Here is a 24,008-nt window from a genome sequence, read left to right on the forward strand (position 1 = left end):
TCGTTTCCGCTCGACTTGCATGTGTTAGGCCTGCCGCCAGCGTTCAATCTGAGCCATGATCAAACTCTTCAATTTAAGATTTTGTCGGCTCAATGAATACTGAACATTACATAAAGTAATGTTTGAATTGACTGTGCTCTTATTGGTTTTCACTTTTGAAAAAGTAAAACAAAACAGCTCAAGGCTGCTTCCCAATTCGAATGGTCACTTCGTATCATTGAAACCTAAATTGATACCGAAGTATCTAATTTGGATTATCATCAACGAGTGCCCACACAGATTGATAGGTCTATATTGTTAAAGAGCTTTCCTATTGAGCCTTGAGCTATGCGCCCCACTCAAATCGGACGGCCATTTTAGCGAGTTAAAGTTTAGTGTCAATCACTTTTTTCAAACTTTTTTCAAGCGTTTCCGCTTGGCTAATTTGGCTTGCTAACTTCGCTTCGTTCCTTTCGGAGCGTTGCCGTGTCAGCGAGGTGGCATTATAGAGATTGCGATCACATTGGCAAGCCCTTTTTTACTATTTTTTCGAATTTTCTATCATTCGAATGAAATAGCATCAAAAACACTTAAAAGAGCACGTTATTTCTACAGTTCTTTGAATTTATCCGTGAAAAGAGCCACTTTTTCCCAGTTGGTGTATTCCACTTCTTTCGTTGTATCCGTTTCTCCACCTGTCATCGACATGATGAACTTAATCATCATTTTGTCGAACCATCCGTAACGAGGATAATAAAGCGCACCAGCAAACACGCCTATCAGCTCTGGTTTCCAAGGTGATTTCATCAAGAACTTACGAATATAAGCACTTCCTTCGGGCGTATCTTTACCCTGGTCTTCCTTACGTGCCGTTAAGTTCACGCAGAAGAAAGCGACTTTATGCTTTTCCAGTTGCGTAAGATGGCGTTCAATAAATTGGTACAATTTCTTATTCAAATGCCCATAACGAATAGAAGCACCAACCAACACTTTGTCATAGGGTTCGAAATCAATAGTATCTACATTATGTAGGTCGACTAAATCACAATCGAAGTCCGTTAGTTTCTCATCTATATAGTGGAAGATTTTTTTAGTTTGCCCTTCGCGAGAAGAGTACAAGAACAAAGCTTTTGCCACGGTTTCCCCTTAACTACGCCAAAACGTCGGCGTGAGTAGAATGAGTAAGGTAAATATTTCCAGACGACCAAATAGCATGGAGACAATCAGTACCCATTTAGCTTTATCATTGACGTCGCCAAAATGCAGCGCCACTTCTCCAAGACCAGGGCCAAGGTTATTTAAAGTGGCAGCAACGGCCGAGAATGCACTCAGTTCATCCATTCCGGTCGCGATAAGCCCTAACATGCACACAACAAATACCAATGCATAAGCTGAGAAGAACCCCCAAACGGCATCGACAACTCGTTGTGGTAGAGCGCTGCCCCCCACTTTAATGGTGTAGACAGCCCTAGGGTGGACCAGACGTTTAAGCTCACGTGCTCCTTGTAGTGTAAGTAGCAAAATACGGATAACTTTCATGCCGCCACCTGTCGAGCCAGCGCACCCACCAATAAAAGATGAGAACAGAAGCAATACAGGTAAGAATAGTGGCCAATCAGCGAAGCCTGTTGTGGTAAAACCAGCCGTCGTAGAAATAGAAACCGTTTGGAACAGCGCTTGGTCAAACGCATCATAAGTGGAGGTATATGCGTGGTGCTGAAGTAATAATAAGAAGCAAATGACGAACAGTAGCACCTGTATAAAGATGAAGGCACGAAACTCGGGATCTTTCCAATAGTATTTCGGGTGCACACCACCAGAGGCAAATGCCGCAAAGTGCAAGGTATAGTTACATGCCGATATAAGCAGGAAAACCACGGTAATGAGGTTAATCGCATAGCTATCGAAATACCCCATACTCGCATCGTGAGTTGAGAACCCGCCTATTGCGATGGTCGAGAAGCTGTGGCTAATCGCATCAAATGGGGTCATACCCGCCAACCAAAATGCTGTCGCACACGCAATGGTTAAGCTTAAGTAGATATACCAGAGGGCTTTGGCTGTCTCGGCAATACGCGGCGTCATTTTAGTGTCTTTTACCGGACCCGGAATTTCAGCGCGATACAACTGCATACCACCGATACCCAATACAGGCAAAATGGCAACCGCCAATACGATGATCCCCATTCCACCAAACCATTGGAGTAACTGGCGATAGAACAAGATCGCTTTAGGTAACTCATCCAGACCAACAATCACGGTTGCACCGGTCGTCGTCAAAGCAGAAAATGACTCAAAAAAGGCGTCAGTTACCGATACATTAGGGTTATCGGCAATCAAAAACGGAATGGACCCCGCACTGCCTAGTACCGTCCAGAATAAGACCACAATAAGGAAGCCGTCACGTGATTTTAGCTCATGCTTGTGCCTGCGGTTCGGAAACCAGCAAACACCTCCGCAAAACAGCAGAACAAAAAAGGTCGTAACAAAGGGTACACCCGCGCCATCTCGATAGGTAAGCGCGACGAGTGCAGGTGCGAGCATTGTGACGCTAAAAAGCGCAAGCAATAGCCCGACAATACGAATAATTGAACGAAATTGCATGGATTGATTGACTAGCGAAGCTGTCCCTGTCGCTTACTGTTTTTCATTATTTTCCGTCTAGCGGGGTCACAATTGCCTTTGCCCCACTTTTATTGATGATCGCTTGGGTAAATCCGCTCACTTCACGCAGCTCAATTTCTACCACCAGCACGACCTGATCGCTGTATTCAGCATCGACTTCCACCGCCCCAAACTGAGGCATAATAGACTGTGCGATAGGCATAAACCCATAGTCTAACGCTAGTCTGAGCTTTGTGGTGATTTTTTTCTCAATAGTTTGAAGCTGCTTGAGTGCTTGTTGCACCCCACCACCATAAGCCTTAACCAGACCACCCGTGCCTAATTTGATGCCACCAGAGTAACGGGTCACAACCGCAGTCATTTCCCCAACCCCAGAGCCGGAAAGCTGCGCGAGAATAGGCTTACCTGCCGTACCAGACGGTTCACCGTCGTCGCTAAAACCCCATTTCATCGAATCTTCCGGCCTACCTGCGACAAATCCCCAGCAATTATGTCGCGCATCCGCGTGCTGTGCTTTTACTTGATCCACAAATGCTTTCGCCGCTTCGACACTTGGCGTATGGGCAAGATGCGTAATAAACACACTCTTTTTGATCTCTTCTTCAAATTGAGTCGGTTGCGCAGGAATCAAATAAGGCTGGTCATTCATAGCATTAGGTCGTTTATCTCTTTACCAGAAGTCTATCACGATAGTGATTTGCAAGTCGCATAAGATCTGTCCCAGCGCACAATGTTAAACACTTGTTTGAAAAATGTGTTGAAATTAAACATCCACCGATCAAAACTAACATCAATGGTCAAACCAGAATTAGAATAAAACACTTCCTCGATACCTATTTATCTGAGGCTATTTATACGAGGAAGGGCACCATTTAAATAGGTATACAGACAATCCCAGATTGTATGTCATGGAGATAGACAATGATTTACCAAGCCGAAACCCTACAGGTAAAGGAAATACAGGATGGCATTGCAGAGCTGAGCTTCTGCTCGCCAAAATCCGTCAATAAACTTGATTTAGCGACGCTTGAGTCACTAGACAAAGCCCTTGATGCACTTATCGCCCACCAAGGTCTGAAAGGCGTAATGCTGACTTCAGATAAAGATGCGTTCATTGTAGGTGCAGACATTACTGAATTTTTAGGTCTGTTTGCGAAGACAGATGCCGAGCTGGATCAGTGGTTACAATTTGCTAACAGCATCTTCAATAAAATGGAAGACCTGCCAGTGCCAACCATCTCAGTCATCAAGGGCCATGCTCTTGGTGGTGGCTGTGAGTGTGTATTGGCAACAGACATGCGTATCGGTGACAAGACCGCCAGCATTGGTCTGCCAGAAACGAAACTTGGCATCATGCCAGGCTTTGGTGGCTGTGTACGCCTGCCACGTGTTATCGGCGCTGATAACGCGATGGAAATCATCACCCAAGGCAAAGCTTGTCGAGCAAATGAAGCACTAAGCCTTGGCCTGTTAGATGCGGTTGTTGATTCAGACTCTCTCTATGCATCTGCTCTGCAAACACTGACTTCTGCAATTAACGAGAAACTGGATTGGCAAGCACGCCGTAAACAAAAGACATCGCCACTGACGTTGAGTAAGCTTGAGTCAACGATGAGCTTCACAATGGCAAAAGGCCTCGTGGCACAAAAAGCAGGCCCGCATTACCCAGCACCAATGACATCCGTCCTTACTATTGAAGAAGGTGCTCAGTTTGCCCGTGATGAAGCACTGGCTGTAGAACGTAAGTACTTCGTTAAGCTGGCAAAATCAGAAGAAGCGAAATCACTGGTCGGTCTGTTCCTTAATGATCAGTACATTAAAGGCATCGCTAAAAAAGCAGCAAAATCAGCAAACAAAGACACTAAACGTGCAGCAGTCCTTGGCGCAGGTATCATGGGTGGCGGTATCGCTTACCAATCGGCACTGAAAGGTGTGCCTGTACTGATGAAAGACATCGCTCAAGCCTCATTAGATTTGGGCATGAACGAAGCGTCGAAACTGCTGAATAAGCGTCTTGCTACGGGTCGTCTTGACGGCTTCAAGATGGCGGGCATCCTCGCGTCTATTACTCCAAGCCTGCACTACGCTGGCATCGAAAACTCAGATGTGATTGTCGAAGCGGTGGTTGAAAACCCGAAAGTAAAAGCTGCCGTCCTTAGCGAAGTCGAGCAAAATGTTGGCGAAGATACGGTTATTACGTCTAACACATCGACCATTCCAATCAACGTACTGGCTCAGTCACTACAACGCCCGGAAAACTTCTGTGGTATGCACTTCTTTAACCCTGTGCATCGCATGCCATTGGTTGAAATCATCCGCGGCGAGAAAACATCGGATGACACGATCAATCGTGTTGTCGCTTACGCAGCGAAAATGGGTAAATCACCTATCGTGGTCAATGACTGCCCTGGATTCTTCGTAAACCGCGTACTGTTCCCGTACTTTGGTGGCTTCAGCATGCTGCTTCGTGATGGTGCTGATTTCACGCAAATCGACAAAATCATGGAACGCAAGTTTGGCTGGCCAATGGGTCCAGCATACCTGCTTGACGTTGTAGGTATTGATACTGCTCATCATGCGCAAGCCGTGATGGCCGAGGGTTTCCCAGAGCGTATGGGTAAACAAGGTCGTGATGCGATTGATGCTTTGTTTGAAGCCAACAAATTTGGTCAGAAAAACGGCAGCGGCTTCTACAGCTATTCAGTTGATAAGAAAGGCAAACCGAAGAAGACCTTCTCTGAAGAAATCTTGCCACTATTAGCTGACGTATGTGCAGATAAACGTGACTTCGACGAGCAAACCATCATCCAACGTATGATGATTCCTATGATCAACGAAGTGGTGCTGTGTCTACAGGAAGGCATTATCGCCACACCACAAGAAGCGGACATGGCTCTGGTTTACGGTCTGGGCTTCCCTCCATTCCGCGGCGGTGTATTCCGCTACCTAGACAGCGTTGGTATTGCTGAATACATCGAAACAGCAAAACAACACGCTGAACTAGGCGCGATGTACCAAGTACCGCAAATGCTGATTGATATGGCAGCCAAAGGCGAGAGCTTCTACGGCGCACAACAGCAAGGCTCTATCTAAGGAGGGATTCCCAAAATGACTAATCAAACAAGAAATGTTGTCGTAGTAGATTGTCTACGTACCCCAATGGGTCGCTCTAAAGGTGGCGCTTTCCGTAATACTCGTGCTGAAGACCTATCAGCACAACTGATGAAAGGCATTCTGGCGCGTAACCCGCAAGTAAACCCAAGTGAGATCGAAGACATCTACTGGGGCTGTGTACAACAAACGCTGGAACAAGGCTTTAACGTTGCACGTAACGCAGCGCTGCTGGCTGGTCTGCCAATTGAAATTAGCGCGGTTACCGTAAACCGTTTGTGTGGTTCATCCATGCAGGCTTTGCATGACGGTACACGCGCAATTATGACTGGCGACGCAGAGATCTGTCTGATCGGTGGTGTTGAGCACATGGGTCACGTACCAATGAACCACGGTGTGGATTTTCACCCGGGCATGGCAAAGAACGTAGCTAAAGCGGCTGGCATGATGGGCTTAACGGCTGAAATGCTGGGCAAACTACACGGTATCAGCCGTGAACAACAGGATGAGTTTGCGGCACGCTCTCATGCTCGCGCTCATGCAGCCACCGTGGAAGGCCGTTTTAAAAACGAGATCCTGCCAATCGAAGGTCACGCGGCAGACGGTACTCTCTTTACTCTCGATTACGATGAAGTTATTCGTCCAGAAACTTCGGTAGACGGCTTATCTCAGCTTCGTCCGGTATTCGACCCTGCAAATGGTACTGTGACGGCAGGTACGTCTTCTGCTCTGTCAGATGGCGCATCAGCCATGCTGATCATGAGTGAAGAAAAAGCCAACGAGCTTGGCCTGAAGATCCGTGCGCGTATCAAGGGTATGGCGGTTGCAGGCTGCGATCCGTCAATCATGGGTTACGGTCCGGTACCAGCAACACAAAAAGCGCTAAAACGTGCAGGTCTATCTATTGATGATATGGATGTCGTTGAACTAAACGAAGCATTCGCAGCACAATCACTACCATGTGCGAAAGACCTGGGTCTTCTTGATGTGATGGATGAAAAAGTGAACCTGAATGGTGGTGCAATCGCTCTGGGTCACCCACTAGGCTGTTCTGGTTCTCGTATCTCTACAACGCTGATCAACCTAATGGAAGCTAAAGACGCGAAATACGGTCTTGCGACCATGTGTATCGGTCTTGGTCAGGGCATTGCGACTGTCTTTGAAAGACCTTAGGTCTTTGAACGACAGAGTGATCCACTCGGCATCCTGATGAAATGAACCGATGCTAAAGTCATTTAGTATTAGACTTAAGGGCGACATCCTGTGTCGCCCTTTATTTTTAAGTTGTCATCAGAGATACATGCACTACAAGCATAGATTAAATGATGAACTTTCATTTTATTCATAACCAAACAAGACATACACTTAGAGGCAGTTAATATCTTGCTGCTGTGGCATCCCAGCCACACTACCGCACACTCGGAGAACCTCATGTTTAATGCTCTAGTTCTAAACCAAGAAGACAAACGTACTATCGCCAACATCGAACAAATTGATGAAACCCAACTTCCTGAAGGTGACGTCCTGATTGACGTTGACTACTCATCGTTAAACTACAAAGACGGTTTGGCGATTACAGGCAAAGGTAAAATCATCCGTAACTTTCCAATGGTTCCGGGCATTGACCTGGCTGGTACCGTGGTGAGCTCTGAAGATGGACGCTACCAGGCTGGCGACAAAGTGGTACTGACAGGCTGGGGCGTCGGTGAAAACCACTGGGGCGGCATGGCGCAACGTGCTCGTTTGAAAGCTGATTGGTTAGTACCGCTACCAAAAGGGCTAGACAGCAAAAAAGCAATGATGGTTGGTACTGCTGGCTTTACCGCAATGCTGTGTGTTCAGGCGCTGCTTGATGCTGATATCAAACCAGAAGCAGGCGAAATCCTTGTTACTGGCGCAAGTGGTGGCGTAGGCTCAGTCGCTGTGGCATTGCTGGCGCAACTGGGTTACAAAGTCGCAGCCGTTACTGGCCGCGTTGAACAAAACGGCCCACTGTTAGAAAAACTGGGTGCAAGTCGCATCATCGACCGCGTTGAGTTTGAAGAACCAGCTCGCCCACTTGAGAAACAAATCTGGGCAGGTGCAGTTGATACTGTCGGCAGCAAAGTGCTGGCAAAAGTATTGGCACAAATGGATTACAACAGCGCAGTCGCAGCATGTGGCTTAGCAGGTGGTTTTGACCTGCCAACAACAGTGATGCCATTTATCCTACGTAATGTAAGACTCCAAGGCGTGGATTCAGTTATGTGTCCAACTGAAAAACGCATTGCCGCATGGGAAAAGCTGGTTGAGATCTTACCTGATAGCTACTTTGATCAAGCTTGTACCGAAGTCGAACTGGGAGAAGCACCAAAGTACGCTGAAGACATCACTAATGGCCAAGTGACTGGACGCGTGGTTATTAAGCTTTAAGCTCTACAATCACAAACTTGATAGACCAAGAGCCGGCATTGCTGGCTCTTTTTGATCAACCTAATCCCATATCTTCGATGCGCTTGGCAATCAACCGTCCGCACTCTTCTTTCACAATCCCTCTCAACCATTCTTGTGCAGGTGAATGCTCACAACGCGCATGCCAGATCATCGAGTAATCAAACGGAGTAAATTCAAACGGCAGAGGTTTCACCATTAGGTCATAACGTTCCGCTACCAAATACGCTAAATCGGCCGGAACGATGATAATGATTGGCAAGGTATCAACAATCGCCAGTGCCGCTTCCAGGTGATAAGCACGCAGCACCATTTTGCGTTGTGGCTTATCCATCAGAGCTTGCTCGATCAGCGCATTGACCCCATCACTGATGGCAATCATCGCATGTGGGTAATGCAGATAATCGTTCAGACTCATCTCTTTTTCTGCCAACGGGTGCTGTTTCGACAACAAACACAACACGCCGACTCGACCCAAAATTTCACTTCGCAGTGGCTCTATCGGACCAGTAGGTCGACAAATGGCGAGATCGGCACCTTCATAGGTCAGCTGATCTGACAACCGGTCATGCTGCAAGGGCAGGAAATTGAACGACACATTCGGTGCTTCCTGATAAATACGCGGCAAAGCAAAAGGCAATATAGTCTGCATCGCGTAATCTGTCGTGGCGATAGTAAAGGTCTGGTCGCATTGCAGCGGATCGAATTCAATTGGCGAAAGCAGCTGTCGCAGCGACTCTAACGGCTCCCCTAGAGAACGATCAATTTCCAGCGCCTTTTTAGTTGGAATCAAATGCTGCCCCTGGCGAGTGAACAATGGGTCATCCAATAAATCGCGCAGTCGACCAAGCACCCGACTCATCGCCGACTGGCTCAAGTTCAGGCGGGTTGCAGCCTTACTGACGCTGTTCTCTTCAATCAGAACACGTAGTGCGACTAATAAATTCAGATCTCGACGATAAATGTCTTCTAATTCCACAATGACCACATACTGTGCAGGGGTTTCGTCAAATTGTACTCTTCAGGCAAAAAAAATCCCGCCTTTCAGCGGGGAAGCCCAAGAAAAAATGGGGATAGTGTCGGAATGAAGTGTTGGTAAAAAGATAATGGCAAATCAATGTGTCTCGATTGAGTTAGGCAATATTAGTTTTCTTGCTCTGATGCATCTGACCACTTATGCATCTCAATCCAAATACCCAAAATCGTTGCAATCACGCCTACGAGAGGCATTAATGAGGAATCCGCTGGTTTACTGACGACCAATGCACCAAACGAAATAAAACAGAGAACAGAATATATTGTTAGTCTGTCTAAAGCTGTCAACATCGCTTCTCCTCACCACTTGTTACCAATTTGTTAACTTAAGGTAAATCAAAAATAACAATTTGCCAAGTGGTTATTGAATATTTTTTCCACGAACGTAAAATTCATCGCTAAGTTAGCTACGAGAGTCACACTATGAGCTTTAATCCTGAACTGGCAACCAAGACGTTAGAAGCAGAGGGACTTCGCTGTCCAGAGCCAGTCATGATGGTCAGGAAGACAATTCGCAACATGCAAGATGGTGAAATTTTGCTGATCAAAGCGGACGATCCATCCACGACACGAGATATCCCGAGTTTCTGTCGCTTTATGGATCACCAACTGGTTGCTGCACAAACGGAGCAGCTGCCTTACCAGTACCTGATTAAGAAAGGGTTGGAATAATCAAAAACGGCAGCCGATTAGGCTGCCGTTTGTTTATTCGTCATATTCTAGTGTGCGAACTTCTGACTGTAGCTTGTTGAGTTGTTGTTTCATCGCCCGCATTTCTTCATGCATCGGTATGATATGAGCAACCCGAATCCACGCTTCTACCGTTAAGCCGGTAAGAACGAACGTTCCCGCCACAATCGGCAACCACATATCGGTCAGCGCCAATGCCAGTAAACACAGCGCCAAACCAAAGGTGAATAAATAACTCTGACTCTTTGGGGTCATCCCCATGTAACGTGTAAGCATATATTTGCCCTCTCGCTATCATTCACAGCACTAAACTACCATGACAAGTATGACACTAATATGTGCTTCGTCACGCTCCTGATCGAATTTAAGCCAGAGTTTGAATAAGACCACGAATTAGCTAGTTATTGATAATTCTTTCCATTTCAACTAATTTTCGCAGACAAAGCCACGCTCAACGGTTGGCTTTGTCCACATTGGTAAATTAGAAGAATGCCGCACCAATCGCCAACAAGACGAACAAAAAGGCGGTCACCTTACGGATAAGATCCAGTGGCATTTTATCCGCTGATAACTTACCGATCAGAACCACAGGCACATTCGCCAATAACATACCTATCGTGGTACCTAACACGACCCAGCTCAAGGCATCGGCATACTGCGCACCCAGAATAGAAGTGGCGATCTGAGTTTTGTCTCCAATCTCGGCCACGAAGAAGGCAATAAAACTGGCAATAAATGGACCGCGATTGGAAATCTCTTCATCATCATCCAGTTTATCCGGAATCAGAACCCAGGCGGCCATAGCAACAAAACTGACCACCAGCACCCATTTTAATACTTCAGGAGATAGATAATCGGCCACAACGACACCTAACCATGCAGCCAAAGCGTGGTTAGCAATGGTGGCTAAAAAGATTGCTGCAATAATAGGAACCGGTTTGCGGTATCGACTGGCAAGTAACAACGATAGCAATTGGGTCTTATCGCCAATTTCTGCTAACGCGACAGTAGTAATTGAAATAGCTAAAACGCTCACGACATGCTCTTTGGGGCAGGGATTATTATATTCAACCGTAGACAAACCTCACGCCCCACCCCGGTTCGTGATGATTTGTCTAAGGTCTTGCTAAACTCGAAAGGCTTCGAGTCTCGAGCGCCATGGTGATTTTGCACCAATTATGTTGACGAACGAACCTGATGAAACGGAAACTTCACCGGGTAAGCTACTCCCCAAAGACAGGCGCAATTCTAGCCAACCTTAAGGCTCATCTCAAGCACCAAAGCGGCAGAAAACTCCCTTTTAAGAAAAATACAGCAGATAACGCGGTAAAAATTCATTAAAGGAGAAAATCGCCCATGAATTAATCAAGATTAGCTCTACTCCCATGCTCAATATCTGGTTATACTAGATTGTTAATTTATTCAACCGTAATTACTCTTTATCGCCGTTGTTAGAGTTGAAAAACTCGGCATAGATGACGAATTAATGAGTAACAAGAGAATCGCGCGAACCTGACTTATGCAAAAATACGATATCAAAACCTTCCAGGGAATGATCCTCGCGCTGCAGGATTATTGGGCTCAAAATGGTTGTACCGTTGTTCAACCACTCGATATGGAAGTTGGAGCGGGTACCTCGCATCCAATGACCTGTTTACGAGCAATTGGTCCAGAGCCAATGTCGACAGCTTATGTACAACCTTCACGTCGTCCTACTGATGGCCGTTATGGTGAAAACCCTAACCGTCTTCAGCACTACTACCAATTCCAAGTAGCGCTAAAACCATCGCCAGACAATATCCAAGAGTTGTACCTTGGTTCCCTTGAAGTTCTTGGTATTGACCCGCTTGTACACGATATCCGTTTCGTAGAAGACAACTGGGAAAACCCGACACTAGGCGCATGGGGTCTAGGCTGGGAAGTATGGCTAAACGGCATGGAAGTAACTCAGTTTACTTACTTCCAACAAGTTGGTGGCCTTGAGTGTAAACCAGTCACTGGCGAAATTACTTACGGTATCGAGCGTCTTGCTATGTACATCCAGGAAGTAGATTCGGTTTACGACCTGGTTTGGAATATCGCACCAGACGGCAGCAAAGTTACTTACGGTGATATCTTCCACCAAAACGAAGTGGAACAATCAACTTACAACTTCGAACACGCTGATGTTGATTTCTTATTCGGCTTCTTTGAACAGTGTGAGAAAGAGTGTCAACAGCTCGTTGCGCTTGAAAAACCTCTTCCACTACCAGCTTATGAACGCATCCTGAAAGCAGGCCACGCGTTCAACCTGCTAGATGCACGCAAAGCGATCTCTGTAACTGAGCGTCAACGCTATATTCTGCGCATCCGTAACCTGACTAAGGCAGTAGCAGAAGCATACTACGCATCACGTGAAGCACTTGGCTTCCCAATGTGTAAAAAAGAAGATAACGCGTAAGGGGTCGATCTAACATGGCAAAAGAATTTCTAATCGAGCTGGGTACAGAAGAGCTACCACCAACGCAACTTCGTACACTGGCTGAAGCATTCGCAGCAAACTTTGAATCTGAGCTAGCAAGCGCAGAGCTTGCTCATGAAGGCATCAAGTGGTTTGCAGCACCTCGCCGTCTGGCACTTAAAGTAGCCGCACTGGCAGAAAGTCAATCTGACAAAGTCGTTGAAAAACGCGGCCCTGCTGTATCAGCAGCATTTGATGCTGACGGAAACCCAACCAAAGCCGCTCAAGGCTGGGCACGCGGTTGTGGCATCACGGTTGACCAAGCGGATCGCATGGTGACCGATAAAGGTGAATGGCTACTGTTCAAGCAAGAAGTTAAAGGTCTGCCAACCTCTGAGATCATCGTTGAACTAGCTGCAAAAGCACTAGCAAACCTACCTATCGCAAAACCAATGCGCTGGGGTAACAAGACGACTCAATTTATTCGTCCAGTGAAAACACTCACCATGCTAATGGGCAGCGATCTGATCGCAGGCGAAATCCTTGGCGTTGCATCGGATCGCACAATTCGCGGTCACCGCTTCATGGGTGAGCAAGAGTTCACTATCGACTCTGCTGAGCAATACCCTGCGATTCTTGAAGAACGCGGTAAAGTCATGGCGGATTACGAAGCTCGTAAAGCTATCATCCTGGCTGACGCACAAAAAGCGGCAGCTGCTGTTGGCGGTATCGCTGATCTCGAAGATGACCTAGTAGAAGAAGTGACCTCTCTGGTTGAATGGCCAGTAGTACTCACAGCGAAATTCGAAGAAGAATTCCTCAAAGTGCCTTCTGAAGCCTTGGTTTACACCATGAAAGGTGACCAGAAGTACTTCCCTGTCTACTCTGAAGACAAGAAGCTACTGCCTAACTTCATCTTCGTATCCAACATTGAGTCGAAAGAACCTCGCTACGTTATCGAAGGTAACGAGAAAGTCGTTCGTCCACGTCTTGCTGATGCAGAGTTCTTCTTCAATACTGACCGCAAGCGTCCACTGATTGACCGCCTTCCAGAGCTGGAAAACGCGATTTTCCAGAAGCAACTGGGCACAATCAAAGACAAAACCGATCGTATCACTGCACTTGCAGGCTACATCGCGAAACAAATTGGTGCGGATGTCGAGAAATCAACTCGCGCAGGTTTGTTAGCGAAGTGTGACCTAATGACTTCAATGGTATTCGAGTTTACGGATACTCAAGGTGTTATGGGTATGCATTACGCCACTCACGATGGTGAAGATGAGCAAGTAGCACTCGCACTATACGAGCAATACATGCCGCGTTTCGCTGGTGATGTTCTGCCAAGCACTGCGATTTCTTCTGCAGTGGCAATGGCTGACAAGCTGGACACTATCGTTGGTATCTTCGGTATTGGTCAAGCGCCAAAAGGCAGCGACCCATTTGCACTTCGTCGTGCCTCTCTGGGTGTACTACGTATCATCGTTGAAAATGGCTACAACCTAGACCTTCTAGACCTTATCCGTGAAGCAAAAGTACAATTTGGCTCTAAGCTGACTAACACTAACGTTGAACAAGACGTTATTGAATTCATGCTTGGTCGTTTCAATGCATGGTACAAAGACGAAGGCTTCAGTGTCGATATTATTCAGGCAGTACTAGCACGTCGCCCAACCAAACCAGCAGATTTCGATCAACGCGTGAAAGCAGTATCTCACTTCCGTGAGCTAGAAGCGGCAGAATCTCTGGCGGCAGCAAACAAACGTGTAGGTAACATCCTGGCGAAATTCGATGGCGAACTAGCAGAAGAGATCGACTTGTCTCTTCTACAAGAAGATGCAGAAAAAGCGTTAGCAGAAAGCGTTGAAGTGATGACTGAAGCACTTGAGCCAGCTTTTGCAACAGGTAACTACCAAGAAGCCCTAAGCAAACTTGCTGATCTACGTGAGCCAGTGGATGCGTTCTTCGACAACGTAATGGTAATGGCAGACGACGAAGCGCTTAAGAAAAACCGTCTGACCCTACTGAACAACCTGCGTAACCTGTTCCTACAGATCGCAGATATCTCTCTTCTACAAAAATAAGTAACCGAAGACTCAGTTACTGACCGAAGAAGTGATATAAGATAGTAAGAAGGGAAGCATCTGCTTCCCTTTTTTGTTGCTAATACAATGATGTTAGGGGTATTTATTATTCATTTTGTGAACAACACAAAAATTTGTAGGGTGAGAGGCATTTAACTTGTTGTTGTACCGCTCGGATTGTAGAGGGCTCTTTTTGTTATAAAAGAGTTGTTTATCCGGGGGAAGGACACAATGAAAAAAACAATTCTCGCACTCTCTATTAGTCTGCTTAGTGCCTGCAGCAGCCAAATTCCAGAAAACGCCATCGTACTCAGTATCGGTGAAGACAAAGCCGTGTTTGAACAAAATGAAAAAGGCTTGCTCATCGCAGAGCAGAAACTGGATAAAGGCAATTACACTTTCACGATCGCCGACAGCAAACAGAGCTGTGGCAATAGCTTCGCTCTGGCAGAAGAAAGCCGCATAAAATTCAACCGACCATTAAAAATGGATAACTGTGCAACGGATGCCACTATGCCGCTGCGCATTTTTAAATCTAATACCTACCAATTTACGCTTAACCCAGCGACCAATGAGCTGACCGTTAAGCTCAAGCCAAAGCAATCTCAGGTAACCAGCTTCACTTGCCCTGTTGCGACCGATACGGCTAAAACCATCAATGTCGCGGAAACCTTTGATGATGGAACCTTGGTTCGCGATGCTCTCACAGGACAAGAAGCAACCGTAACCAACGGCAGTGTCACTCTTCAGCCAGGCCCTATGAGCCAGGGTCTATTGCTGCTGGAAGAAGTTGAACAGCAAACGGCCAAATCATTCAGCTGGGATAACGCCACGGTTTATTTCGTCATGACAGACCGTTTCTACAATGGCAACCCGAACAATGACAACAGCTACGGCCGCAGCAAAGACGGCAAATATGAGATCGGTACCTTCCACGGAGGTGACCTAGCCGGTCTGACCAATAAGCTCGATTACATTGAATCCTTGGGTGTGAATGCCATCTGGATAACCTCACCCCTTGAGCAAATTCACGGCTGGGTTGGCGGCGGCGACAAAGGCGATTTCAAACACTATGGTTATCACGGCTACTACCACCAAGACTGGACTAAGCTTGATGCCAACATGGGCACCGAAGATGAGCTGAGAACCTTCATCGATACCGCACACGAGAAAGGCATTCGCATCATTTGGGATGTGGTGATGAACCATACCGGCTACGCCACACTGGCCGATATGCAGGAATTTGGCTTTGGTCAGCTTTATCTTGATGATCAGGAAGCCAAAGACGTGCTGGGTGATAACTGGACTGACTGGCAGCCAAAATCAGGTCAGAGTTGGCATAGCTTCAACGACTACGTCAAATACAATGACAGTGAAGCATGGGACAAATGGTGGGGTAAAGACTGGATTCGAACCGACATCGGCAATTACGATGCACCGGGATACAACGACATTAGCATGTCTCTTAACTACTTACCGGATCTGAAAACTGAGTCGACTCAGAAAACTGGTTTGCCAAACTTCTTCCACAACAAAGATACTGGCGCACGTGATGAACAAAAGACGCCGCGCGAACATCTGATCACTTGGCTATCCGATTGGGTCCGCGATTATGGCGTTGATGGCTTCCGTGTTGATACCGCGAAGCACGTAGAAATGGAAGCGTGGTCAGAATTGAAAGCCAGTACCACACAAGCGCTAGCAGAGTGGAAACAGAACAACCCAGATAAAGCGCTGGACGATTTACCATTCTGGATGACCGGAGAAGTTTGGGCGCACAGCGTGGTGAAGAGCCCTTACTTCGATAACGGATTCGATTCAATTATCAACTTCGAATTCCAGTCAGATGTCGCACCAAAAGCGCTGAAATGTTTTGCCAACCTCGACAGTGATTACCGACGCTATGCAGAGCAAATCAACGATGATCCTGAGTTTAATGTGTTGAGTTACCTCTCTTCTCACGATACTCAGCTGTTCTGGTCTGCCCGTAGTCGCAGCTTCGATGATCAGGCCCGTGCCGCAAATGCATTGATGCTGGCTCCGGGTGCGGTTCAGATCTATTACGGTGACGAAATTGCCCGTGACTTCGGTCATACCGGTTCCGATACGCATCAGGGAACCCGCTCAGACATGCCATGGGATAAGATTCATGGCGAACGTGAAGACTTACTGCAGCACTGGCAAAAACTGGGCGAGTTCCGTAAGCGTCACCCAGCCGTTGCTCAAGGTCAGCACATTACACGCAATCAGGAAGACTACTACGCATTCGAGCGTCAGTATCAGGATGACAAAGTGCTTATTGTCTACACTGGCGAATAGCACATCCATCTTTCCACCAGCAAGGGAAGCGCAGGCTTCCCTTTTTAATCCTCTTTTCGCTTTATAATCCATTCATCTGGTCTGAACAGACACTTTTTTCTTCTTCGAGTGAATTCACACTTTGCGTCGTAATAACATTAGGGTAAGGTCAAGTATTACACTATAAGCTGGTGTTCAATCAGCAAGATGACACAAAGCAATCACAATGAATTAGGTATAAGTAAACATGCAGTTCTCAAAGTTTGGTGAAAAATTTAATCAGTATTCAGGTATCACGCAGTTAATGGATGATTTAAATGATGGTCTGCGCACACCAGGTGCCATCATGCTCGGTGGAGGTAATCCCGCTGCCATCCCTGCCATGCTCGATTACTTTCACCAAGCCAGTGAGGAAATGCTCGCCAATGGCGATCTCATCGCCGCTCTGACCAACTATGATGGTCCACAGGGTAAAAATGCGTTTATTAAAGCCTTGGCTAAGCTGTTCCGTGAAACGTACGGTTGGAACATTAGCGAGAAGAACATCAGCCTGACCAATGGCAGCCAAAGCGGTTTCTTCTACCTATTCAATTTACTCGCTGGCCAACAGCCGGACGGGTCACACAAGAAAGTACTATTACCAATCGCGCCAGAGTATATTGGTTATGGCGATGCGGGCATTGATGAAGATATTTTCGTCTCGTACCACCCAGAGATCGAATTGCTTGATAAGGGTCTGTTTAAGTACCACGTTGATTTTGAAAAGCTAAAAGTTGATGACTCTGTCGCGGCTATCTGTGCTTCTCGCCCAACCAACCCAACAGGCAACGTACTAACGGATGAAGAAGTTCGCAAACTGGATAAGCTCGCGCGTGAAAACAACATCCCGCTAATCATCGATAACGCTTACGGCTTGCCATTCCCGAACATCATTTTTGAAGAAGTTGAACCATTCTGGAATGACAATACGATTCTTTGCATGAGCTTGTCCAAGCTTGGCTTGCCGGGCGTGCGCTGCGGTATCGTAATCGCCAATGAAGCCATCACTCAAGCTCTGACCAATATGAATGGCATTATTAGCCTTGCGCCGGGAAGTGTCGGCCCTGCAATAGCGAATCATATAATTGGTAATGGCGACCTTCTAAGGCTGAGTTCGGATGTCATTAAGCCCTACTACAAGCAAAAGTCTCAACGTGCAGTAGAACTGCTGCAGCAAGCGATTACCGACCCACGTTTTCGTATTCACAAGCCAGAAGGCGCCATCTTCTTATGGCTGTGGTTTGATGAACTGCCAATCACGACAATGGAGTTGTACCAACGTCTGAAAGCTCGTGGGGTACTGATTGTTCCGGGTGAATATTTCTTTATCGGTCAGGAAGATGAGTGGGATCACGCCCATCAGTGCCTACGTATGAACTACGTTCAAGATGACGAGATGATGCAGAAAGGCATTGCGATTATCGCCGAAGAAGTTGAAAAGGCATACCAAGAAGGTAAATAGAAAAACAAACTAAAAGAGCGCCGACTGGCGCTCTTTCTCACTCTATGGGCAAAGTATTTGCTGATTAGCTGTTTTCCAGCAGGTTGCCGCCGCCGATAGCAATTTTACGTGGTTGCATCGCTTCAGGAATTTCACGAACCAAGTCAATGTGTAACAGGCCGTTTTCCATTGATGCGCCTGTCACTTTCACGTAGTCCGCTAGCTGGAACTTACGCTCAAAATCGCGCTCGGCAATGCCCTGGTAAACGTAGTTTTTACCTTCTTCGGCTTGACGTTCGCCCTTCACAATCAGCATATTTTCGTTTTGGGTCAAATCAAGCTGCTCTTCAGCAAAGCCCGCAACGGCCATCGTAATACGGTAATTGTGCTCGTCTTTTTGTTCAATATTGTATGGAGGGTAACCATTGGAAGAGTTCTTCGCAGAGCCCGCTTCCATCAGGTTTAGCAGACGGTCAAAACCAATAGCATTACGGTATAGTGGTGAGAAATCTACATTGCGCATAAATCTATCCTCTTAATCAAGCAATAGTCTTAGCCCAGATGACAGCCATCTAGAAAGCGTGATTATGCAAAAATCAGCGCTGAGCTAAGCGATTCTTATCATTCCGCAGGCTGTTATCTTCAGCGCAGAGACATGACGTGGAATCTTTAGGGTTTAAATTTTGTTGCTAAAACCACGTATCCTCTTCTGAGCGATCGGGTTTTAGCGATTTCAGAGCGCTGAACTTCTAGTCTCTAGCAAGTCCGCTAACCTCTTCAATTCTAGATATAAGGCCTGAAAAATGGCTTTCAAGGGTTGGAACGAAAATAATTTGTCGATTTGAGGTCTTGTATTAAGGTCCTAGGTTCTAGAATCCTAGGTCCTAGGGAGAAACACGGTTACGGATTACGGATTACGGATTACGGATTACGGATTACGGATTACGGATTACGGATTACGGATTACGGATTAATTTTCAACCACCCAAGCCGAATATCAAGCATTTCGGTATTCTGTAAGCGAAGCGCCCTGTATTCTGTATTCCAAGACAACAAGCACCTGAGCTTACAGTTGTAACTGAACTTACCACAGATACACCTAGGTCCTAGGATCCTATCAACCTAGGACCTTTTCCAAAAAAAACGCCACCCCTTATCGAGATGGCGTTTGAATCTGTTTTTGTCTGAGTATTTGAAACTACACGTCTAGGTTGGCAACCTTCAGCGCGTTCTCTTCGATGAAGTTACGACGAGGTTCAACCTGGTCGCCCATTAGCGTAGTAAACAACTGATCTGCACCAACGGCATCTTCAATAGTGACTTGCATCATACGACGAGTCTCTGGATCCATGGTGGTTTCCCAAAGCTGCTCTGGGTTCATCTCACCCAGACCTTTGTAGCGCTGACGGCTCAGGCCACGCATAGACTCTTTAACCAGCCACGCGAGTGCTTCTGCAAAGCTTGAAACTGCCAGAGTACGCTCACCACGCTTGATGTAAGCGCCCTCTTCCAACAATCCGTCCAGCGCTTCTGATAGATCGGCGAGTTTGCTGTACTCTTTCGAGTTGAGGAAGTCGATACTGATGGCATGCTCATGAGTCACACCGTGAGTACGGACAATGATCTTAGGTAGGTTCAGGCCAAGTTCAGCGTGCTGTTCTACCTCAAAGCTGTATTGGCTCGCGCCGACTTCTTTTGCGTTAAGCTGCTCAACAAGTTGTTTTGTCCACGCTTCGACAGCCGCGGTATCATGACACTGTTCCGGCGTTAGACGTGGTGTGTAAATCAGCTCATGCATCAGTGCGCTTGGGTAACGACGGCTCATACGATCCGCAAGTTTGATACCGGCGTTGTATTGCTGAACCAGTTTCTCCAATGACTCACCCGCAAGCGCCGGCGCTTCTGCGTTAACGTACAGTGATGCGTTATCCAGTGCCAGTGAAACCTGATATTGGTTCATCGCTTCTTCATCTTTGATGTACTGCTCTTGTTTGCCTTTCTTCACTTTGTATAGTGGTGGCTGAGCGATGTACACGTAGCCACGCTCAATGAGCTCTGGCATTTGACGGTAGAAGAAAGTCAACAGTAGCGTACGGATGTGCGAACCATCGACGTCGGCATCGGTCATGATGATGATGTTATGGTAACGCAGTTTGTCCGGGTTGTATTCGTCACGACCAATACCACAACCTAGCGCTGTGATAAGCGTTGCGACTTCTTGTGAAGACAGCATCTTGTCGAAACGTGCTTTTTCAACGTTCAGGATCTTACCTTTAAGCGGTAGGATAGCCTGGTTCTTACGGTTACGACCCTGCTTAGCACTACCGCCCGCAGAGTCACCCTCCACAATGTAAAGTTCAGAGAGTGCCGGATCTTTTTCCTGACAGTCAGCAAGTTTGCCTGGAAGGCCTGCTAGGTCTAGCGCACCTTTACGACGAGTCATTTCACGAGCTTTACGCGCCGCTTCACGAGCACGTGCTGCATCGATGATTTTCGAACAAACCATCTTCGCTTCGTTCGGGTTTTCAACTAAGAATTCTGAAAGCTTTTCACCCATCGCCGACTCAACCGCTGATTTCACTTCTGATGAAACCAGTTTGTCTTTGGTTTGGCTTGAGAATTTTGGATCAGGTACTTTCACCGAAACCACGGCAGTCAAACCTTCACGTGCGTCATCACCTGAAGTTGCTGTTTTCGCTTTCTTAGAGAAACCTTCTTTATCCATAAAGCTGTTCAATGTACGCGTCAGCGCAGCACGGAAACCAGCCAGGTGAGTACCACCATCACGCTGTGGAATGTTGTTGGTAAAACAGAAGATGCTCTCCTGGAAACCGTCGTTCCATTGCATGGCAACTTCTACAGCAATACCGTCTTCACGCTCAAAGTTGAAGTGGAAGATTTTCTCGATGATTGGTGTTTTGTTGGTGTTTAAGTGCTCAACGAATGCCTGAATACCACCTTCGTATCTGAAGTGGTCATGCTTGTCTTCTTCACGTTCATCAAACAACTTGATTGAGACGCCAGAGTTCAGGAAAGACAGTTCACGCAGACGTTTCGCCAGAATATCGTAGTGGAACTCGGTGTTAGAGAAAGTTTCAGCACTTGGCCAGAAACGAATTTGTGTACCGGTTTTTTCCGTATCACCCACAACCGCTAGAGGAGCCTGAGGCTCGCCATGGTGGTAAGTTTGGGTATGAATATGACCGCCACGATGAATCGTCAGTTCAACCTTTTCAGACAGTGCGTTTACTACCGAAACACCTACACCGTGAAGGCCGCCCGATACTTTGTACGAGTTATCGTCGAACTTACCACCAGCGTGAAGAACCGTCATGATAACTTCGGCTGCTGAGACATTTTCCTCTGAGTGGATTTCTGTTGGTATGCCACGGCCATCATCGCTAACGGAAACAGAGTTATCCTCATGAATTGTCACAACGATGTCTTTACAGTGACCTGCCAACGCTTCATCAATTGAGTTATCCACCACCTCGAAAACCATGTGGTGCAGGCCGGTGCCGTCGTCCGTATCGCCGATGTACATACCTGGACGCTTACGTACCGCATCCAGACCCTTCAGTACCTTAATACTCGATGAATCGTAATTTTCAGACATGAGTTTCTCTCTTCTAGTTTGACTCTATCCTGCCATGTTCCACATGAAACAATTTACCCTTTTCGTCCAACATGTCGGCGATTTGGTTTTCAGTGATAGAGCTTACAAATACTTGTGCGCCTGTCTCTTTCAAGCAATCAGCAAGACGCTTGCGACGTTGGCTATCTAATTCCGACGCAAAGTCGTCAATTAGGTAAATGCATTGTTTACCGGTCATCTCTGTCAAGTGCTGCCCTTGCGCCACTCGCAATGCACACATCATGAGTTTTAATTGACCGCGTGACAGAACATCCTCAACTGGCGTTCCGTTCACTTTAATGCGCAAATCAGCTTTGTTCGGGCCACTAAAGGTGTACCCCAACGACTGATCACGCTCGAAATTCTTTTCCAGTATCTCTTGGTACGGGGTGTCTTTATCCCAACCACGATAATACTTTAATTGGATATCAAATTCTGGCAAAAATGTCTTACAGATACTTTCCGCAACGGTTTTCATCTGTTCGATATACAGCGCGCGCCACTGGCTGATATTTTCCGCCAAACGCGCCATTTCCTGATCCCAGTAACTGAGTTCTCGATAGCTACTGGCCGTTTTAAGTAACGCATTTCTCTGCTTATTGAGACGCCTAAAACGTCCCCATGCTTCATAAAAAGCCGGTTCAGTATGGAATACACCCCAATCGATAAATGCGCGCCGATGCTTAGGGCCATCGGTAAGTAAATCAAACCCTTCCGTATGTATCAACTGCAGTGGCAATACTTGCGCTAACTGTGCTAATTTTTGCCCGGATTGACCGCCTATTTTAACCTCTGTTGAGCCATCACGCTGCTTATTAATGCCGATTGGTAGCTCAAATTGATCAGAGTTCAAAAAACGACCGTGAACAAACAGTTCATCACACTCGTTCTGAATCACCCGACCAGTCAGAGAGCTTTTGAATGAACGGCCATGCCCGAGCAAGTAGACCGCTTCCAGGACACTGGTTTTGCCACTGCCATTAGGCCCGATAAGAAAGTTAAAGCCTGCTGATAACTCAATATCACAGGCTTTAATGTTGCGAAACTGCTGAATAATAAGGCGAGAAAGAGGCATCTGTTCGCTTATAGACGAATTGGCATCACCACATACATGGCACTGTCATCGTCGGCATTTTCAATCAATGCACTCGCATTCGCGTCCGACATCGACACACGCACATTTTCACAACGTAGCGTATTGAGCACATCCAGTACGTAGCTGACGTTGAAGCCGATTTCGATCGCTTCACCATCAAAGCTAACGTCCAGCATTTCTTCGGCTTCTTCTTGCTCTGGGTTGTTAGCAGTAATACGCATTTCCGTATCCGCGAGATTCACTCGCACACCACGGAACTTTTCATTCGATAGGATTGCAGCACGTGAAAATGCCTGACGCAACTCGTCACAGTTAGCGATTAACGTTTTGTTGGTATTCTGTGGCAATACACGGCGATAGTCGGGGAAACGACCATCAACGAGCTTAGAAGTGAAGATAAAATTATTCACTTCAGCACGTACATTAGAGTTACCAATTTGCAATACGACCGGTTGCTCTGGTGCATCCATTAACTTAACGAGTTCCTGGACACCTTTACGTGGCACGATGATTTGCTTTTGCGCAAAATCCGCACCCAGTTCTGTTTGCGATACCGCCATACGGTGGCCATCCGTCGCAACACTGCGCAGTGTTGTACCATCAATTTCAAACAACATACCGTTGAGGTAGTAACGAACGTCCTGGTTCGCCATCGAGAACTGGGTTTTGTCGATCAACGTACGCAGATCCGCCTGGCTCAATGAGACTTCTACTTCACTTTGCCAGTCTTCAATGTTTGGAAAATCGTTCGCAGGTAGCGTCGCCAATGAGAAACGACTGCGGCCAGAGCGAACTTGTACGCGATCGCCTTCTAATACGAAGGTAATGATCGCGTCGTCAGGTAAACCGCGGCAGATATCGAGAAACTTACGCGAAGGAACGGTAATGCTGCCCGCTTCAAAATCCCCTTCCAGAGTCACTTTGCTCACCAATTCCACTTCCAGATCGGTCGCGGTCATCGAAAGCACGTTCTCTTCTACTTTAAGTAGTAGGTTTCCCAGAATAGGCAGAGTTGGTCGGCCACCTAAAGCACCCGAAACCTGTTGTAACGGTTTGATTAAATGACTACGTTCAATAGTAAATTTCATGCTTGGCTCTTTACGCTGTCA

At 46.8% G+C, this 24,008-nt stretch carries 19 protein-coding genes and 1 rRNA gene; 8 read left to right on the plus strand and 12 right to left on the minus strand.

The window, feature by feature from the left end; genetic code table 11:
• The 4 genes from RXX31_RS20550 to RXX31_RS20565 form a co-directional block, all read right to left on the minus strand.
• Positions 1–75: ribosomal RNA gene (locus RXX31_RS20550) — 16S ribosomal RNA — on the minus strand; the annotation flags it as partial.
• Positions 76–588: 513 nt separating this feature from the next.
• The gene (gene hemG, locus RXX31_RS20555) at positions 589–1,116 is read right to left on the minus strand and encodes a menaquinone-dependent protoporphyrinogen IX dehydrogenase (RefSeq protein ID WP_317591565.1); all 528 of its coding nucleotides are present in this window, start codon (positions 1,114–1,116) and stop codon (positions 589–591) included.
• A gap of 9 nt (positions 1,117–1,125) precedes the next feature.
• Complete coding sequence (locus RXX31_RS20560) at positions 1,126–2,583, minus strand: TrkH family potassium uptake protein (RefSeq protein ID WP_317591566.1); 1,458 nt, start codon at positions 2,581–2,583, stop codon at positions 1,126–1,128.
• Positions 2,584–2,629: 46 nt separating this feature from the next.
• Entirely contained in the window at positions 2,630–3,253 is a 624-nt protein-coding gene (locus RXX31_RS20565) for a YigZ family protein (protein WP_317591567.1), read from the minus strand.
• A gap of 272 nt (positions 3,254–3,525) precedes the next feature.
• Here RXX31_RS20565 and fadB point away from each other — a divergent pair, with 272 nt between their 5' ends.
• From fadB to RXX31_RS20580, 3 genes are all read left to right on the plus strand, one after another.
• Complete coding sequence (fadB, locus tag RXX31_RS20570; RefSeq protein ID WP_317591568.1) at positions 3,526–5,697, plus strand: fatty acid oxidation complex subunit alpha FadB; 2,172 nt, start codon at positions 3,526–3,528, stop codon at positions 5,695–5,697.
• A gap of 15 nt (positions 5,698–5,712) precedes the next feature.
• Positions 5,713–6,888 carry an acetyl-CoA C-acyltransferase FadA gene (gene fadA, locus RXX31_RS20575; protein WP_317591569.1) on the plus strand — a complete coding sequence of 392 codons (1,176 nt, stop codon included), beginning with the start codon at positions 5,713–5,715 and terminating at the stop codon, positions 6,886–6,888.
• 258 nt (positions 6,889–7,146) lie between these two features.
• On the plus strand, positions 7,147–8,127 hold the full coding sequence (locus RXX31_RS20580) for an MDR family oxidoreductase (protein WP_317591570.1): 981 nt from the start codon (positions 7,147–7,149) through the stop codon (positions 8,125–8,127).
• A gap of 55 nt (positions 8,128–8,182) precedes the next feature.
• Here the strand turns inward: RXX31_RS20580 and RXX31_RS20585 are convergent, their stop codons facing one another.
• Together RXX31_RS20585 and RXX31_RS20590 are read right to left on the minus strand one after the other, a co-directional pair.
• Positions 8,183–9,124, minus strand: coding sequence for a LysR family transcriptional regulator (locus RXX31_RS20585; protein ID WP_317591571.1), 942 nt, complete (start codon positions 9,122–9,124; stop codon positions 8,183–8,185).
• Positions 9,125–9,288: 164 nt separating this feature from the next.
• Positions 9,289–9,471 carry a hypothetical protein gene (locus RXX31_RS20590; RefSeq protein ID WP_317591572.1) on the minus strand — a complete coding sequence of 61 codons (183 nt, stop codon included), beginning with the start codon at positions 9,469–9,471 and terminating at the stop codon, positions 9,289–9,291.
• 132 nt (positions 9,472–9,603) lie between these two features.
• Here RXX31_RS20590 and tusA point away from each other — a divergent pair, with 132 nt between their 5' ends.
• Positions 9,604–9,852, plus strand: a complete 249-nt coding sequence (tusA, locus tag RXX31_RS20595) for a sulfurtransferase TusA (RefSeq protein ID WP_317591573.1) — start codon at positions 9,604–9,606, stop codon at positions 9,850–9,852.
• Positions 9,853–9,885: 33 nt separating this feature from the next.
• On the opposite strand, the gene RXX31_RS20600 is transcribed toward tusA, so the two are convergent.
• Positions 9,886–10,146: a hypothetical protein gene (locus RXX31_RS20600; protein ID WP_317591574.1), complete on the minus strand. Its 261-nt coding sequence runs from the start codon at positions 10,144–10,146 to the stop codon at positions 9,886–9,888.
• A gap of 205 nt (positions 10,147–10,351) precedes the next feature.
• Positions 10,352–10,906, minus strand: coding sequence for a TMEM165/GDT1 family protein (locus tag RXX31_RS20605; RefSeq protein WP_317591575.1), 555 nt, complete (start codon positions 10,904–10,906; stop codon positions 10,352–10,354).
• A gap of 483 nt (positions 10,907–11,389) precedes the next feature.
• Here RXX31_RS20605 and glyQ point away from each other — a divergent pair, with 483 nt between their 5' ends.
• The 4 genes from glyQ (at position 11,390) to RXX31_RS20625 (ending at position 18,190) form a co-directional block, all read left to right on the plus strand.
• A complete protein-coding gene (gene glyQ / locus RXX31_RS20610; RefSeq protein WP_317591576.1) occupies positions 11,390–12,310 on the plus strand; it encodes a glycine--tRNA ligase subunit alpha in 921 nt (306 codons plus the stop codon).
• A gap of 14 nt (positions 12,311–12,324) precedes the next feature.
• Positions 12,325–14,391 (plus strand): glycine--tRNA ligase subunit beta, encoded by a 2,067-nt coding sequence (glyS, locus tag RXX31_RS20615; RefSeq protein ID WP_317591577.1) that lies wholly within the window; start codon positions 12,325–12,327, stop codon positions 14,389–14,391.
• A 231-nt stretch (positions 14,392–14,622) separates the two neighbouring features.
• A complete protein-coding gene (locus RXX31_RS20620; RefSeq protein ID WP_317591578.1) occupies positions 14,623–16,710 on the plus strand; it encodes an alpha-amylase in 2,088 nt (695 codons plus the stop codon).
• A 226-nt stretch (positions 16,711–16,936) separates the two neighbouring features.
• Positions 16,937–18,190 carry a valine--pyruvate transaminase gene (locus RXX31_RS20625; RefSeq protein WP_317591579.1) on the plus strand — a complete coding sequence of 418 codons (1,254 nt, stop codon included), beginning with the start codon at positions 16,937–16,939 and terminating at the stop codon, positions 18,188–18,190.
• Positions 18,191–18,254: 64 nt separating this feature from the next.
• Here RXX31_RS20625 and RXX31_RS20630 read toward each other — a convergent pair whose 3' ends face one another.
• The 4 genes from RXX31_RS20630 to dnaN form a co-directional block, all read right to left on the minus strand.
• Complete coding sequence (locus RXX31_RS20630) at positions 18,255–18,692, minus strand: Hsp20 family protein (RefSeq protein ID WP_317591580.1); 438 nt, start codon at positions 18,690–18,692, stop codon at positions 18,255–18,257.
• Positions 18,693–19,367: 675 nt separating this feature from the next.
• A complete protein-coding gene (gene gyrB, locus RXX31_RS20635) occupies positions 19,368–21,785 on the minus strand; it encodes a DNA topoisomerase (ATP-hydrolyzing) subunit B (protein ID WP_317591581.1) in 2,418 nt (805 codons plus the stop codon).
• A gap of 13 nt (positions 21,786–21,798) precedes the next feature.
• Positions 21,799–22,878, minus strand: a complete 1,080-nt coding sequence (gene recF, locus RXX31_RS20640) for a DNA replication/repair protein RecF (protein ID WP_317591582.1) — start codon at positions 22,876–22,878, stop codon at positions 21,799–21,801.
• An 8-nt stretch (positions 22,879–22,886) separates the two neighbouring features.
• The gene (gene dnaN / locus RXX31_RS20645) at positions 22,887–23,987 is read right to left on the minus strand and encodes a DNA polymerase III subunit beta (protein ID WP_317591583.1); all 1,101 of its coding nucleotides are present in this window, start codon (positions 23,985–23,987) and stop codon (positions 22,887–22,889) included.
• Positions 23,988–24,008: the final 21 nt, after the last annotated feature.

The organism is Vibrio sp. EA2, from assembly GCF_033042495.1.
In the GTDB taxonomy this organism is placed as follows: domain Bacteria; phylum Pseudomonadota; class Gammaproteobacteria; order Enterobacterales; family Vibrionaceae; genus Vibrio.

What these genes read in the sequence shown, in the direction of transcription:
- recF (WP_317591582.1), bottom strand. Translation starts at nt 22,878, where the DNA reads ATGCCTCTTTCTCGCCTTATTATTCAGCAGTTTCGCAACATTAAAGCC.
- dnaN (WP_317591583.1), bottom strand. Translation starts at nt 23,987, where the DNA reads ATGAAATTTACTATTGAACGTAGTCATTTAATCAAACCGTTACAACAG.
- RXX31_RS20560 (WP_317591566.1), bottom strand. Translation starts at nt 2,583, where the DNA reads ATGCAATTTCGTTCAATTATTCGTATTGTCGGGCTATTGCTTGCGCTT.
- RXX31_RS20590 (WP_317591572.1), bottom strand. Translation starts at nt 9,471, where the DNA reads ATGTTGACAGCTTTAGACAGACTAACAATATATTCTGTTCTCTGTTTT.
- tusA (WP_317591573.1), top strand. Translation starts at nt 9,604, where the DNA reads ATGAGCTTTAATCCTGAACTGGCAACCAAGACGTTAGAAGCAGAGGGA.
- RXX31_RS20625 (WP_317591579.1), top strand. Translation starts at nt 16,937, where the DNA reads ATGCAGTTCTCAAAGTTTGGTGAAAAATTTAATCAGTATTCAGGTATC.
- RXX31_RS20630 (WP_317591580.1), bottom strand. Translation starts at nt 18,692, where the DNA reads ATGCGCAATGTAGATTTCTCACCACTATACCGTAATGCTATTGGTTTT.
- glyQ (WP_317591576.1), top strand. Translation starts at nt 11,390, where the DNA reads ATGCAAAAATACGATATCAAAACCTTCCAGGGAATGATCCTCGCGCTG.
- fadB (WP_317591568.1), top strand. Translation starts at nt 3,526, where the DNA reads ATGATTTACCAAGCCGAAACCCTACAGGTAAAGGAAATACAGGATGGC.
- RXX31_RS20600 (WP_317591574.1), bottom strand. Translation starts at nt 10,146, where the DNA reads ATGCTTACACGTTACATGGGGATGACCCCAAAGAGTCAGAGTTATTTA.
- gyrB (WP_317591581.1), bottom strand. Translation starts at nt 21,785, where the DNA reads ATGTCTGAAAATTACGATTCATCGAGTATTAAGGTACTGAAGGGTCTG.
- RXX31_RS20620 (WP_317591578.1), top strand. Translation starts at nt 14,623, where the DNA reads ATGAAAAAAACAATTCTCGCACTCTCTATTAGTCTGCTTAGTGCCTGC.
- RXX31_RS20565 (WP_317591567.1), bottom strand. Translation starts at nt 3,253, where the DNA reads ATGAATGACCAGCCTTATTTGATTCCTGCGCAACCGACTCAATTTGAA.
- glyS (WP_317591577.1), top strand. Translation starts at nt 12,325, where the DNA reads ATGGCAAAAGAATTTCTAATCGAGCTGGGTACAGAAGAGCTACCACCA.
- fadA (WP_317591569.1), top strand. Translation starts at nt 5,713, where the DNA reads ATGACTAATCAAACAAGAAATGTTGTCGTAGTAGATTGTCTACGTACC.
- RXX31_RS20580 (WP_317591570.1), top strand. Translation starts at nt 7,147, where the DNA reads ATGTTTAATGCTCTAGTTCTAAACCAAGAAGACAAACGTACTATCGCC.